A 13,832-nucleotide genomic window follows, 5' to 3' on the forward strand; every position below is an offset into this window, starting at 1 on the left:
TGGCATAGGCGGCCTTCGGCCGCCGTTCTTAAAAACGCCGATGCTTTGCATCGGCTATGGCGCCGGATGAGGGGTATCTATCCGTGCGCGTCAATGCTTGTGGAGACATACCCCTCACCCAAGTGAGCCCGCGTCCACCAGCGTCGCTGCCCTCTCCCACAAGGGGCGAGGGCACATTCATGCGCATCTCGCTCGTCGCGAAATGATCAGAGATCCCGCTCCCACGTCTCGCCGACCAGATCGGCACCGAAGCTGTGGTGCTTCTCTTCCTTCACGAGCTTAAATCCTGCGCTCTGGTAGATGCCGCGTGCGGCGACCAGAATGCTCTGCGTCCATAGTGTCATGCGGCGATAGCCTCTCGCGCGCGCGCCCTGGATGCATTGCTCGACCAGCGCGCGGCCGACACCGAGTCCGCGTGCTTTCTTCTCAACCTGCAACAGGCGGAGTTTTGCGATCTCGTCCGTGGCCTTGACCAGAAAGATCGAGCCGACCGGCTCGCCGCCGACTTCCGCGATCCAGCAATGCTCGCGCGCGGGGTCGTAGTTCTTGATGAACTGTGCGCAGATCTCGGCGACCAGCGCCTCGTAGCTGATGTCCCAGTTGTAGTCCGCGGCATAGGCGGCGCCTTGCTTGGAGATGACCCAGCCCATGTCCCCCACGCGATGGCTGCGCAGCACAACGGAAGCGGGCTGGTTTCGACGTTGCTCCAGCACGGTCTCAATGGTCGCCATGGCCTGCGTCAACCGCGACGTATCACTGGCCGAAAGCCGAGCCAGCATTGCGGCGACCTCGTTTTGCGAGCTCAGGTTCAGCTTGGCGAAGGTCTGGCGGCCCTTGGCGGTAAGGCTGAGCTGGTATTGCCTGCGATCCGCGGGCAGGGGCTTCCGCGTGATCAGCCCCTGCTCGTCGAAGCTCTGGACGATGCGGCTGAGGTAGCCGGCGTCCAGACCAAGCTCGTTTCCGATCTCTTTTGCCGCAAGGTCGTCGCGATGCGCGAGCTCATAGAGCACACGGGCCTCGCTGAGCGAAAACGGGCTCTTTCCAAGATGCTGGTCGAGCACGCCGAGCTTGCGGGTATAGAAGCGGTTGAAGGCGCGAACCGCCGCGATCTGGTCGTCGGTACCGTCGACGGGCATGGGACACCTCAATAATTGCCATTGTCAAATAATTATTTGACTTTGGCAAGTATATGGTGGCCTCACGCGACCATGACGATCCGGCTGCGCAGCATGGTCCGGGAGGAGCGGCCGAGCCGCCTGAGCAGCCGCGCCTCGGACCGGCGGGCCAGGGGTGGGTAGCCGCCGATCCGGTCGTAATGGTCGCGCGCGATCAAAAGCCCCTGATCGCCGAGGGGGCCGACCAGCTTGCGTGCCACGGACCACAAGACGTCACGAAAGCCGGTATCTGCGTAAGGTGAGCGGGCGTAGCGGAACACGGACGCACGATCCCGCCCGCTGGCCGCGACGGCCTGGATGAACTGGGTGGTCTCCTCGATCCAGCCGGTGTCCAGCACCGCGCCGGCAGGGAGGAACATCAGCCAGGGCGAGCGGGCCTGGAGCGCCCCGGCGGCCAGCGCCGCGCCTTGCGAAGACCCCTCGCAGCCGACGAAGCGGCAGCCGGCGACGTCGGCAACGCGCTCGATGACGCCGTTGCGGGTGCCGTCGACCAGCAGAACTTCCTTGATGATGCCTGACGCGGCACCGGGGACCAGCGCGGCCAGAGTTGCGACAGCCGTCTGTTCGACGCCTTCGGTCGGAATGATGACGCTCAGCATGATTGAGACTTCGATGTCCGCAATTCGGGAGAAGCGTAACTCGTTATGATGTTGTCATAAACACGCGGCGCTGCCGAGCGCAACTTCTCGCAGGCCGCCCGGCGTGCGATGGTAAACCGAGGCGAGCCCATCGCAGCCGAATATGTCGCGCGCGGGGTGCTCACCTTGCCGAAAGTTTCGGCGAATTTCGGTTTCGTGAGCTTCAAACGGGGCGTTTCCCTGCCGATATCGTCGAAGGTGACGACGCCGTTCCGCGAGATTGCATCGGCAGTCTCACATGACGTGCGTAGGGAAAACGTGCAAGCGCCGCTGCACAGAGCGAGATTTGTCCAATGAATGCCGGTCAACTTCCCATTGGCGCGCCGCCGATATCGCCGAAGCCGGACGCCGCGCCGACCTTGCGGATCCGCGCCGTGATGCTGGGCGAACGCATCAATCCGTCGGGGCTCGAGCTCGGCGCGCTGGTGTCCTCGACGCCGGCTGCCTTCCGAGTCCATGGCGGCCTTGCCGTGATCTTCCGCTATGGCGTCGTGGTGATGATCGGGCTGTTGCCGTCGGAGGAGAAGGTTCTCATCGACAGTCTCAAGTCGCGCGTGATCGGCGAGCTCAGCCCCCATGAGGAGGAGACCGCGCAGGCGCAGCTTTGCCACGACGAAAACGCCGAAGCGATCCAGCCGGGCGGGCCGATCAACCTCTCGAAATTTTCCGACGAGCGACTGCTGCTGATCGCGGACGCTCTCGCCAAGAGCACGTCGCTGGCGCGCGACGAGCGGCGCGTCGCTGCGGTCTTCGACGTCATCGAGCCTTTTGCCCGCGAGCTCGCCGAGAAAGGCCGGACGTCGCGGCCGCGCAAGGGCATTCTGCAGCTCATTGGCAACGCGCTGCTCGTCCAGCAGCGCGTCGCCGGCCGCGTCGCGGTCGCGGAAAAGCCCGATGCGCTCTGGGAAAAGCCGCAGCTCGACCGGCTCTATGCGCGTCTTGAAGACGAGTACGAGCTGAAGGAGCGTCTCGACACGCTCGAGCGCAAGCTCACGGTCGTCGCGGAGACGGCCGATGCGCTGACCGACATCATCGACACCCAGCGCTCGCTCCGCCTCGAGATCGCGGTGGTGGTGCTGATCGTGATCGAGGTCGTGATTGGGTGTATTCAGATCTTTGCCGGGATTCACTGAGCGATCTGAGTTTGGTTGGCGGTGCGAGCCAAGGACGCGGTTAATCTCTCCCCGTCGGGGAGAGGTGTAGCAACACCTCGGCGCAATGGCGCGCGATCGTGAGCTCCTCATTGGTCGGGATGACGAGGACATCCACGGCGCTGTCGCCGGCATTGATGCGCTCGCGCGCCGCGTCATTTGCCGCGGGATCGATCCGGACGCCGAGCCAGGCGAGACGCTCGCCGATCGCGCTACGGATCTCCCTGGCGTGCTCGCCGATGCCGCCGGTGAAGACGAGGCAGTCCAGTCCGCCGAGCGTGTTGGCCATCACCGCGATCTCCTGTGCGGCACGGAAGGTGAAGAGATCGACCGCCTCGCGTGCTGCAGGATCGCCGCTCGCAAGCAGCGTCCGCATGTCCGCGGAGATGCCGGAGACGCCGAGCAGGCCGGACTCGTGATAGAGCAGGTGCTGCAAATCCTCCACCGACATATTCTCGTGTTGCAACAGGTAGAGCAGCACGCCGGGATCGATGGAGCCGCAGCGCGTGCCCATCACCAGGCCGTCGAGCGGCGTCAGTCCCATCGTGGTGTCGACGCTGCGGCCGTCGTGCAACGCGCAGAGGCTGGCGCCATTGCCGAGATGGGCGATGACGGTGCGCTTGGCTGCAAGCTCCGGCGCGATCCTGGCGAGACGCCCTGCGACATATTCGAATGACAGCCCGTGAAAGCCGTAGCGCCGCAGCCCACGCGCCTCGTAGCGTCCCGGAATGGCGAAGCGGCTCGCCGGCGGCGAAAGGCCGTGATGGAAGGCGGTGTCGAAGCAGGCGATCTGCGTCAGCGAGGGGCGGATCGCCCTGATGGTCCGGACCGGCGCCAGGCAGCGCGGCTGATGCAGCGGCGCCAGCGGTGTCAGCGCCTCGAGCTTGCCATAGATGTCATCGGTCAGTGCGACCGGGCCGGAATAATCCGGTCCGCCATGAACGATGCGGTGGCCCACAGCGCGCAAGCGGGCCTCGCGAAAACGCTCCTCGATGAAGCCGAGCACGTCGGCGAACAGATGACCGCCGTCCGCATCCGACGCCTCCCGCTGCGTCTCGAACAGCGCCTCGCCCGATGGGCTCTTTGCCACCAGCCGCGGCTTTGCTTCGTGCTCGTCGAGCAGACCTTTGCAGAGCAGGGCGGGTTCGCTTCCCGAGATCTCGAACAGGCCGAACTTGATGCTTGACGAGCCTGCGTTGAGGACGAGCACCGCGTCGGAGGCCGGCATCGTGTCAGCCCGCCTTGCCCGGCCAGGCCCAGTCGCGGATCACGGGCATGTCCTCGCCATGCTCGCGCACGTAACGCGAATGCTCGATCAGCGCGTCGCGGAACTGCTGCTTCACCTGTGCGGCCTTGGTCGCGAGCCCCGGCACGCGCTCGATCGCCTCGATCGCGAGATGATAACGATCGAGCTCGTTGAGCACGACCATGTCGAACGGCGTCGTGGTGGTGCCTTCCTCGGCAAAACCGCGCACATGCATGCCGGCATGGTTGGTGCGCTTATAGGTCAGCCGGTGGATGAGATAGGGATAGCCGTGATAGGCGAAGATGACAGGCTTGTCCGACGTGAACAGGCTGTCGAAGTCGCGATCGGAGAGGCCATGCGGATGTTGCTCCTTCGGTTGCAGCGTCATGAGGTCGACGACGTTGACGACGCGGATCTTGAGGTCCGGCAGCGCGTTGCGGAGCAGATCGACAGCGGCGAGCGTTTCCAGCGTCGGCACGTCGCCGGCGCAAGCCATCACCACGTCGGGCTCGCTGCCGGACGCCTCATTGCTGGCCCAGGTCCAGATGCCGATGCCGGCATCGCAATGCGTGGCCGCCTCCTGCATCGACAGCCATTGTGGCGCCGGCTGCTTGCCGGCAACGATGACGTTGATGCGATTGTAAGTGCGCAGGCAGTGATCGGCGATCCACAACAGCGTGTTGGCGTCCGGCGGGAAATAGATGCGGACGATGTCGGCTTTCTTGTTGGCGACGAGATCGACGAAACCGGGATCCTGATGGCTGAAGCCGTTATGGTCCTGGCGCCAGACATGCGAGGTCAGGAGATAGTTCAGCGATGCGATCGGGCGCCGCCATGGCAGGTGTCGCGTCACCTTCAGCCATTTGGCGTGCTGGTTGAACATGGAATCCACGATGTGGATGAAAGCCTCATAGCAGGAGAAGAAGCCGTGGCGTCCGGTGAGCAGATAACTCTCCAGCCAGCCCTGGCAGAGATGCTCGCTCAGCACCTCCATCACGCGGCCGTCCTGCGCGAGATGCACGTCGTAAGATTCGATCGGCTCCATCCAGACGCGTTCGGTCGTCTCGAACACCGCGTCGAGCCGGTTTGACGCGGTCTCGTCCGGACCCATGATGCGGAAGTTGCGCTCTTCGGCGTTGAGGCGGATGACGTCGCGCAGGAATTTGCCGAGCTCGCGCGTTGCTTCTCCCGTCACGCTGCCGGGCTGTGGCACTTCGACTGCAAAACTGCGGAAGTCCGGCAGCTTCAGCTCCTTCTTCAACAACCCGCCATTCGCATGCGGATTGGCGCCCATGCGGCGGATGCCTTCGGGCGCCAGCGCCTGAAGCTCTGGAACGAGCGCGCCGCTGGCGTCGAACAGGTTTTCCGGCTCGTAGCTCTTCATCCAGTCTTCGAGAATCTTCAGATGCGCCGGGTTCTCGCGGCAGTTCGCAACGGGAACCTGATGCGCGCGCCAAAAGCCTTCGACCTTCTTGCCGTCGACTTCCTTCGGGCCGGTCCAGCCCTTGGGGCTGCGCAACACGATCATCGGCCAGCGTGGCCGTGCGACGCTTTTTTGCCCCTCGCGGGCGTGCTGCTGGATCGAGCGGATGCTGGTCAACGCGACATCGAGCGCATCGGCCATGGTCCGGTGCATCAATTTGGGATCGTCGCCCTCGACGAATAGCGCCTCGTGGCCGAACCCGCGGAAGAGATCGCGGATCTCGTCATCACGCATCCGGCCGAGCACGGTGGGATTGGCGATCTTGTAGCCATTGAGGTGCAGGATCGGCAGCACCGCGCCGTCATGGGCGGGGTTCAGGAACTTGTTGGAATGCCAGGACGCTGCGAGCGGGCCGGTCTCGGCCTCGCCGTCGCCGACGACGCAGGCGACGATCAGGTCGGGATTGTCGAACGCCGCGCCATAGGCGTGCACCAGCGCGTAGCCGAGCTCGCCGCCTTCGTGGATCGAGCCCGGCGTTTCCGGCGCCGCGTGGCTCGGGATGCCGCCGGGGAAGGAGAACTGCCTGAAAAGTTTTCGCAATCCGTCCGCATCGCGCGCGATATCAGGATAGATCTCGCTGTAGCTGCCTTCCAGATAGGTGTTGGCGACCATGCCCGGGCCGCCGTGTCCGGGGCCGCAGATATAGATCACGTCGAGGTCCAGCGCGTGGATGACGCGGTTGAGGTGGGCGTAGATGAAGTTCAGCCCCGGCGTCGTGCCCCAATGGCCGAGCAAACGCGGCTTGATGTGCTCGGGCCGCAAGGGCTCGCGCAGCAGCGGATTGTCGAGCAGATAGATCTGCCCGACCGAGAGATAGTTGGCGGCGCGCCAGTAGCGATCGAGGAGATCGAGGTCAGTGCTCGCAGCGGCCGATTGTTGTTGATTTGTCATATTCATGGGGACCTCCACCCAGCGATCGTCATCAACCTTGTTCCGGCGAGATCGATCCCGAGATTGATACTTGCCGTCATCAGACGGGATCGGGCTCACGCGATGTTGCGTGAGGTCAAAGGTCAGCGCGCGAAGTTTGGGCAGCGCTACTGTGCATGGGGTTGTTTTCACGTTTTTCATTCTTGTTCTTGATTTGTTCCGTTTGCGTGCTATCTTGGCTTCATGAGTCCAGCATCTTCTTCTGCTCTCAAGCACCCGCCGGTCACGGCGCCCTCCGAGCCGGCGGGTGCGCCTGCTGATTTCCCCGAGCTTGGCGTCGCCATCGACCGCGCGCGCAGGCGGGGGCGGGGCGCACAGTCCAACGCCAGCGGCCGCTTTGAGGCCGAGGCGCGCGTCGCCTTCGACGACGGCTGGCAGAGTCTGGAAGAGCTGCCGCCATTCAAGACCTCGGTCGCGGTCGACACCTCGCGCAAGGTGATCACCCGCAACGACTCTCCTGACATCGGCTTCGATCGTTCGATCAATCCCTATCGTGGGTGTGAGCACGGCTGCGTCTATTGCTTCGCGCGGCCGACGCACGCCTATCTCGGCCTGTCACCCGGGCTCGATTTCGAGTCAAAGCTGTTCGTGAAGCCTGAGGCGCCGGCGCTGCTCGAGAAGGAGCTGGCGGCCGCCGGCTACGAGCCGCGGATGATCGCGATCGGCACCAACACCGATCCCTATCAGCCGATTGAGCGCGAGCGCAAAATCATGCGCGGCATTCTGGAGGTGCTGGAGCGCACCGGCCATCCCGTCGGCATCGTCACCAAGTCCGCGCTGGTCACACGCGACATCGACATTCTCGCGCGGATGGCCAAGCGCAACCTCGCCAAGGTCGCAATCTCAGTGACCTCGCTCGACCCGAAGCTCGCGCGCACCATGGAGCCGCGCGCCTCGACGCCGCCAAAGCGCCTTGAGGCGCTGAAGCAGCTCTCGGACGCCGGCATTCCCACCACCGTGATGGTCGCGCCCGTGATCCCTGCGCTGAACGATTCCGAGATCGAGCGCATTCTGGATGCCGCAGCCCATGTCGGCGTCAAGGAAGCCTCCTACGTGCTGCTGCGGCTGCCGCTCGAGGTGCGCGATCTCTTCCGCGAATGGCTGATGGCGAACTATCCGGATCGCTATCGCCACGTCTTCACGCTGATCCGCGACATGCGCGGCGGCCGCGACTACGACGCGAAATGGGGCGAGCGGATGAAGGGCACCGGGCCGATGGCCTGGACCATCGGCCGCCGCATCGAGATCGCCTGCGACAGGCTGGGGCTCAACAAGCGCCGCTCGAAGCTGACGACGGATCATTTTGCCAGACCGAAGCAGAACGGCGAGCAGCTCAGCCTGTTCTGAGGCTGAGGAGCGAACGAGGTGTGTGATGAGTAAGGAACTGCCGGCTCCGATACCGCGGCTCACCGTCATCACCCTTGGCGTGCGTGACATCCGCGCCAGCATCGCCTTTTACGACGCGCTTGGCTTTTCGCGCCGGCTGAGGGCGACCGGCGAAGCCGTTGCGTTCTTCGACACCGGCGGTCCGGTGCTCGGGTTGTTTCCCTGGGACCAGCTCGCGGCCGACGCCAAGCTGCCGGATCAGCCAAGGCCATCGACTTTCCGCGGTGTCACGCTGGCATGGAACTGCGCGACGCGCGAGGAGGTCGACGCAGTGCTGGCGTTTGCGCTCGGCAAGGGCGCCGCCCTGCTGAAACCCGCGCATGAAACCGATTACGGCGGCTATTCCCGCTATTTTGCCGATCCCGACGGCCATCCCTGGGAGGTCGTCGTCGCGCCCGGCATCGAGGTCGGCGATGATCGGCGGGTCCATCTAGCGGAGTAGGGATGTCTGAATAGCGGGAATTGCGAGGGTTCCCGGTTGCGCTGGCCGATCTGCTTGCGCACGATCCCGGCCATGATTCGGGACAAGTCTGCCAAGAAGCCAGCCACGGACGCGCCAGAGAAGGACGCTGCCACAAAGGCCACGCCTGCGAAGCCGCCAAGCTTCCGTCGCGAGCGTGCGCTGATCAAGCGCGGCGTCTGGCCGGTCGCCGGCTGCGACGAGGCCGGCCGCGGGCCGCTCGCCGGTCCGGTGGTGGCGGCCGCGGTGATTCTCGACCCCGACCGCATCCCGCGCGGTATCGACGATTCCAAGCGGCTGACGGCGGAAGAGCGCGAAAAGCTGTTCGACAAGATCTGCGCCACCGCGCAGGTCTCGGTCGTCGTCGCCTCACGCGCCCGGATCGACCGCGACAACATCCTGCGTGCCTCGCTCTGGGCGCTGAAGCGTGCGGTGATTGCGTTGCCCGAGCCACCGAAGCACGTCTTCGTCGACGGCCGCGACCGGCTCGATACGGCGTGCGACTGCGAGGCCGTGATCGGCGGCGACGGCATCGTGCTGTCGATCGCGGCGGCCTCGATCGTCGCCAAGGTAACGCGCGATCGGTTGATGTGCGCGCTGGCGCAGGATTGCCCGGGCTACGGCTTCGAGCAGCACAAGGGCTATAGCGTGCCTGAGCATCTCGACGCGCTCGACCGCCTCGGCCCCACCATCCACCATCGCAGCTTCTTCGCCCCCGTCGCGGCCGTCCGCGCCAAGCACATGCCCTGGACCGTCGAGACGGTGCAGGACCTGTTCTCGGTCGCCGAGGTTGAGGTGCAGACGGACGCGACCGTGGACATCGATACGTCAGCGAGCCTCTAGCGCAGACTGTCGTTGCCACGACGCGTGGCGCGCTTTATCAAAACAGGGTGAGCGAATAGGGCCGGCTGGACGGGTTGGCTGCATCTTGCGGACGTTGCATGCGGTTTACCTCCCTGGTCATCGAGCTCATTCGCGCCCGGCCGCGGCTGATCGTCTGGATTGCCGTGCTGCTTCAGGCCGCGATGTGGCTGCTGGTGGCGCTGCTGTTCTACCGCAGCCCGCCCGGCGGCCTCGCGACCCTGCTGGCCTTCGGCAGGGAATACCAGGTCGGCACTGATCTCGGCCCGCCTCTGTCGATCTGGCTCGCCGATATCGCCTACCGCGCCGTGGGCGGCCACATGTTCGGCGTCTACGTACTGGCCGAGCTCTGCGAGATCGCGACCTTCATCGCGCTCTATCATCTCGCCCGCGCCGTCGTCGGCACCCAGCAGGCGGTGCTCGCCGTGCTCCTGACCATGACGGTGCTGGCCTTCTCCTCGTCGGCGCTCGATTTCGGTCCGCTGGTGCTGGCGCGGCCGTTGTGGGCGCTGTTGCTGCTGCATTCCTGGCAGATCATCGGCCAGCGCCGCGGCAATGCCTGGTTCGCCTGGTCGATCGAAGCCGGCTTGCTGCTGTTGACCACGCCCGCCGCGATCTTCCTGCTCGCATTGCTCGTCATCTTCGCGCTCTCGACCGCCGGCGGCCGCCGGACGTTGCTTGCGCTCGATCCGCTGTTCGCGCTCGTCGTCGTCGCCGTGCTGGCGCTGCCCTATGCCGTCTGGCTGATGCGCGCCGAAACCCTTGTGCTGCCGGCCCTGCCGCAAATTGCCGACCTCAGCGCCCGCGCGCTGCACGCGGTCTGGCTGCTCGGCGGGCTCGTGCTCGGCGCGGTGGCCGTCCCTGTGCTGAGCTTCCTCAACACACCCGTGTTCGCCGGCAAGAGCGAGGAGGCGCCGATCATCTACCGGCCGCCGGTCGAGCCGCTTGCGCGCAGCTTCGTCTATTTCTTTGCGCTCGCGCCGGCGCTCGGTGCGGTCCTGATCTCCGGACTGTTCGGGCTCGATGCCGTCGTCGGTGGCGCCGGCGTGGTGCTGGTGATGTCGGGCCTTGCCATGGTCGTGGTGGCCGGCGATCTCATCGCCATGCGCCGCGCGCGCATGCTGCGCACGGTCTGGATCGCCGCCATCGTGGCGCCCGCCATTGGCGTCGTGCTGGCCGTGCTGTTCCTGCCCTGGAGCGGCACCGGCGAGATCGCGACATCGATGCCGGCGCGCGCGATCTCGGACTTTTTCGACGACAGCTTTGCCCGCCGCACCAACCATCGTCTGCGCGCGGTCGCAGGTGAAACCCAGCTTGCGAGCCTGATCACCCTGCACTCCGGCCGGCCGCATCTCTTCATCGACGCTTCGCCCGCCCGCACGCCGTGGATGTCACAGGCAAAATTCAGCGAGACCGGCGGCGTCGTGGTCTGGCGCGCCTCAGATACCGCCGGCACCCCGCCGCCCGAAATCCTGGCGCGCTTCCCCGGCATCGTGCCGGAAGTGCCGCGCGCCTTCGAATGGCTGGTCAATGGCCGTCAGGGATTGTTGCGCGTCGGCTGGGCCATCGTGCGGCCGAAGGGGTCGTGAGCTGCTCGCGGGAGGGAGCGTTCCCCCCTCACGCCCCCGCCAGCGCCTTCGCGATCGCGCGCAGATCCTGCCAGGCCAGGCGCTTGTAGGACGGCGAGCGCAAGAGATAGGCCGGGTGGAAGGTCGGCAGCGCGCGGATGGTGCGCCCGCCTGTGTCGTAGTCGAACCAGCGCCCACGGGTGCGCATGATGCCGTCGCGGGTCGACAGCAGCGTCTGCGTCGAGGGATTGCCGAGCGTCACCAGCACATCGGGGTTCACCAGCTCGATATGGCGTTGGATGAAGGGCAGGCAAATCTGCGTCTCCTGCGGCGTCGGCGTGCGGTTGCCGGGCGGCCGCCAGGGAATGACGTTGGTGATGTAGGCCGTGGTGCGGCTGAGGCCTATGGCGCCTATCATCAAATCGAGCAGCTTGCCGCTGCGTCCGACGAAGGGCAGCCCCTCGATGTCCTCGTCGCGGCCCGGCGCCTCGCCGACGAACATGATGCGCGCCTGCGGATTGCCGTCGGCGAACACCAGCTGCGTTGCGGTGTGTTTTAGCGCGCAGCCTTCGAAGTCTTGCATCAGTTCGCGGAGCGCCTCCAGCGTCGGCGCTGTGCGCGCGGCCTCGCGCGCCGAGGCAATGGCGACGTCCGGCGCCGGTGCGGCCTCGCCGCGCAGCACTGCAGGCGCGGCGACTGGTTGCGGTGTTTCGACCGGCGCCGCGCGCGGGGCCGGCGGCGGGGCGTCTAATTCCGCCAGGCGGTCGACCGGTTCCTCCGAGAGCGCGCAATCGACTCCAGCCTCCAGATAGAAGGCGAGAAGCTCTCGGACGGTGGGTGCGGGCTCGGGGATCATTTGGAAAGTCAGACTATTAGTTCATCTTAAGGCGCCTTGCATCCCAGCGGAACGCATTTCCGTGGTTGTCCTACCCGGAAAAATCGGAAACAAGAGGGCGCAAATGACGAGGAACCGTCTCAAGGGCTGAGATCAGATGAGCACCGAAGAACTTCCCCCGCGCGAATCCATGGAATTCGACGTCGTCATCGTCGGCGCCGGCCCCTCGGGCCTGGCCGCGGCGATCCGGCTGAAGCAGATCAATGCCGATCTCAACGTCGTCGTGGTGGAGAAGGGCTCCGAGGTCGGTGCGCACATTCTCTCCGGCGCCGTGATCGATCCGGCCGGGCTCGACAAGCTGATCCCGGACTGGCGCGAAGATTCCGATTGCCCGTTGAAGACTGAGGTCAAGGATGACCGCTTCTACTGGATGACGACCGGCAGCGCGATCAAGCTGCCGAACTTCATCATGCCGCCGCTGATGGACAACCATCACTGCTATATCGGCTCGCTCGGGAACGTCTGCCGCTGGCTGGCGCGCAAGGCTGAGGCGCTCGGCGTCGAGATCTATCCGGGCTTTGCCGCCACCGAAGTGCTCTTTGACGAGCAAGGCGCGGTGAAGGGCATCGCCACCGGCGACATGGGCGTCGGTCGCGACGGCAAGCCGAAGGACTCCTTCACCCGTGGCATGGAGTTGCTCGGCAAGTACACGCTGTTCGCCGAGGGCGCACGCGGCAGCCTGACCAAGCAGCTCATCAACAAATTCGCGCTCGATGCCAAAAGCGAGCCGGCGAAGTTCGGCATCGGCCTCAAGGAAGTCTGGCAGATCGATCCCGCCAAGCACCAGAAGGGCATGATCCAGCATTCGTTCGGCTGGCCGCTCGACCTGAAGACCGGCGGTGGTTCGTTCCTCTATCATTACGACGACAATCTCGTCGCCGTCGGCTTCGTCGTGCATTTGAACTACGACGATCCGTATCTGTCGCCGTTCGACGAATTCCAGCGCTTCAAGACCCATCCGTCGATCCGCGGCACCTTCGAAGGTGCCAAGCGGTTGGCTTACGGCGCGCGCGCCATCACCGAAGGCGGCTACCAGTCGGTGCCGAAGCTGACTTTCCCCGGGGGCGCGCTGGTCGGTTGTGCGGCCGGCTTCGTCAACGTGCCGCGTATCAAGGGCGTCCACAATGCGATGGGCACCGGCATGTTGGCTGCCGAGCATGTCGCCGCCGCGCTCGCGGCCGATCGGGCCAATGACGAGATCATCGACTACGAGAACGCCTGGCGTTCGTCATCGGTCGGCAAGGATCTGTTCCTGGTCCGAAACGTCAAGCCGCTGTGGTCGAAGTTCGGCACCCTGCTCGGCGTCGCGCTCGGCGGCTTCGACATGTGGTTCAACACGCTGTTCGGCGCCTCGCTGTTCGGCACGCAGTCGCATGCCAAGCCCGACCGCGCCACGCTCGATCCGGCCAAGCAACACGCGCCGAAGAACTATCCGAAGCCGGACGGCAAGATCACCTTCGACAAGCTGTCCTCGGTGTTCCTGTCCAACACCAACCATGAGGAGGACCAGCCGGTCCATCTCAGGGTGGCCGACATGAACCTCCAGAAGATGTCCGAGCATGACGTCTTCGCCGGGCCGTCGAATCGCTATTGTCCGGCCGGCGTGTATGAGTGGGTCGAGGAGGGCGGCAGCCCGCGCTACCAGATCAACGCCCAGAACTGCGTCCACTGCAAAACCTGCGACGTGAAGGACCCCAACGGCAACATCACCTGGGTTCCTCCGGAAGGCGGCGGCGGCCCGAACTACGAGGCGATGTAACGGCGCGCTGGGTCACAAAGCGTGATCTGGCGCACGTTCGCGTGAGGATCCGGCCGTGGCCGCCCGCCGCGGCCACGATAAGGCCATAGTAGCAGCGTCTTGGGGCGCTGACTGCCGATTTGGGGCGTGCGGAGGGGACCGCGCGGTGCGAATCCTTGCGGTCAAGCGCCAAAAGCGGCATTGTCCCGACCCGACGGTTCCGGGTCCCGATGTCGCCGGCCGCGTTCGCGTGCGAGACGGCCTTTTGCTCCAAACCCAGGCACTACCAACTCAAGGCGAG

11 protein-coding genes are annotated in these 13,832 nt (G+C 65.2%); 6 read left to right on the plus strand and 5 right to left on the minus strand.

The window, feature by feature from the left end; genetic code table 11:
• Nucleotides 1-206: 206 nt before the first annotated feature.
• Together JJC00_RS11205 and JJC00_RS11210 are read right to left on the minus strand one after the other, a co-directional pair.
• A complete protein-coding gene (locus tag JJC00_RS11205) occupies nucleotides 207-1,136 on the minus strand; it encodes a bifunctional helix-turn-helix transcriptional regulator/GNAT family N-acetyltransferase (protein ID WP_200472617.1) in 930 nt (309 codons plus the stop codon).
• Nucleotides 1,137-1,198: 62 nt separating this feature from the next.
• Nucleotides 1,199-1,774 carry a glycosyl transferase gene (locus tag JJC00_RS11210; protein ID WP_200472618.1) on the minus strand — a complete coding sequence of 192 codons (576 nt, stop codon included), beginning with the start codon at nucleotides 1,772-1,774 and terminating at the stop codon, nucleotides 1,199-1,201.
• Nucleotides 1,775-2,106: 332 nt separating this feature from the next.
• On the opposite strand from JJC00_RS11210, the gene JJC00_RS11215 reads away from it, so the two are divergent.
• Entirely contained in the window at nucleotides 2,107-2,946 is an 840-nt protein-coding gene (locus JJC00_RS11215; protein ID WP_200472619.1) for an RMD1 family protein, read from the plus strand.
• Between the two features lie 40 nt (nucleotides 2,947-2,986).
• Here the strand turns inward: JJC00_RS11215 and JJC00_RS11220 are convergent, their stop codons facing one another.
• Both JJC00_RS11220 and JJC00_RS11225 read right to left on the minus strand, forming a co-directional pair.
• Entirely contained in the window at nucleotides 2,987-4,192 is a 1,206-nt protein-coding gene (locus JJC00_RS11220) for an acetate/propionate family kinase (protein ID WP_200472620.1), read from the minus strand.
• Nucleotides 4,193-4,196: 4 nt separating this feature from the next.
• Nucleotides 4,197-6,584, minus strand: a complete 2,388-nt coding sequence (locus JJC00_RS11225; RefSeq protein ID WP_200474080.1) for a phosphoketolase family protein — start codon at nucleotides 6,582-6,584, stop codon at nucleotides 4,197-4,199.
• Between the two features lie 222 nt (nucleotides 6,585-6,806).
• Between JJC00_RS11225 and JJC00_RS11230 the strand changes: the two genes are divergently transcribed.
• The 4 genes from JJC00_RS11230 (at nucleotide 6,807) to JJC00_RS11245 (ending at nucleotide 10,919) form a co-directional block, all read left to right on the plus strand.
• Nucleotides 6,807-7,970, plus strand: coding sequence for a PA0069 family radical SAM protein (locus JJC00_RS11230; protein ID WP_200472621.1), 1,164 nt, complete (start codon nucleotides 6,807-6,809; stop codon nucleotides 7,968-7,970).
• Between the two features lie 25 nt (nucleotides 7,971-7,995).
• On the plus strand, nucleotides 7,996-8,451 hold the full coding sequence (locus JJC00_RS11235) for a VOC family protein (protein ID WP_200472622.1): 456 nt from the start codon (nucleotides 7,996-7,998) through the stop codon (nucleotides 8,449-8,451).
• 72 nt (nucleotides 8,452-8,523) lie between these two features.
• Nucleotides 8,524-9,312, plus strand: coding sequence for a ribonuclease HII (locus JJC00_RS11240; RefSeq protein WP_200472623.1), 789 nt, complete (start codon nucleotides 8,524-8,526; stop codon nucleotides 9,310-9,312).
• Between the two features lie 98 nt (nucleotides 9,313-9,410).
• Complete coding sequence (locus tag JJC00_RS11245) at nucleotides 9,411-10,919, plus strand: glycosyltransferase family 39 protein (RefSeq protein WP_200472624.1); 1,509 nt, start codon at nucleotides 9,411-9,413, stop codon at nucleotides 10,917-10,919.
• A gap of 28 nt (nucleotides 10,920-10,947) precedes the next feature.
• Here JJC00_RS11245 and JJC00_RS11250 read toward each other — a convergent pair whose 3' ends face one another.
• On the minus strand, nucleotides 10,948-11,754 hold the full coding sequence (locus JJC00_RS11250) for a uracil-DNA glycosylase (RefSeq protein ID WP_200472625.1): 807 nt from the start codon (nucleotides 11,752-11,754) through the stop codon (nucleotides 10,948-10,950).
• 136 nt (nucleotides 11,755-11,890) lie between these two features.
• Here JJC00_RS11250 and JJC00_RS11255 point away from each other — a divergent pair, with 136 nt between their 5' ends.
• Nucleotides 11,891-13,552 carry an electron transfer flavoprotein-ubiquinone oxidoreductase gene (locus JJC00_RS11255; protein WP_200472626.1) on the plus strand — a complete coding sequence of 554 codons (1,662 nt, stop codon included), beginning with the start codon at nucleotides 11,891-11,893 and terminating at the stop codon, nucleotides 13,550-13,552.
• The last annotated feature ends 280 nt before the right edge of the window (nucleotides 13,553-13,832 follow it).

The organism is Bradyrhizobium diazoefficiens (genome assembly GCF_016616885.1).
Taxonomy (GTDB): Bacteria; Pseudomonadota; Alphaproteobacteria; order Rhizobiales; family Xanthobacteraceae; genus Bradyrhizobium; species Bradyrhizobium diazoefficiens_F.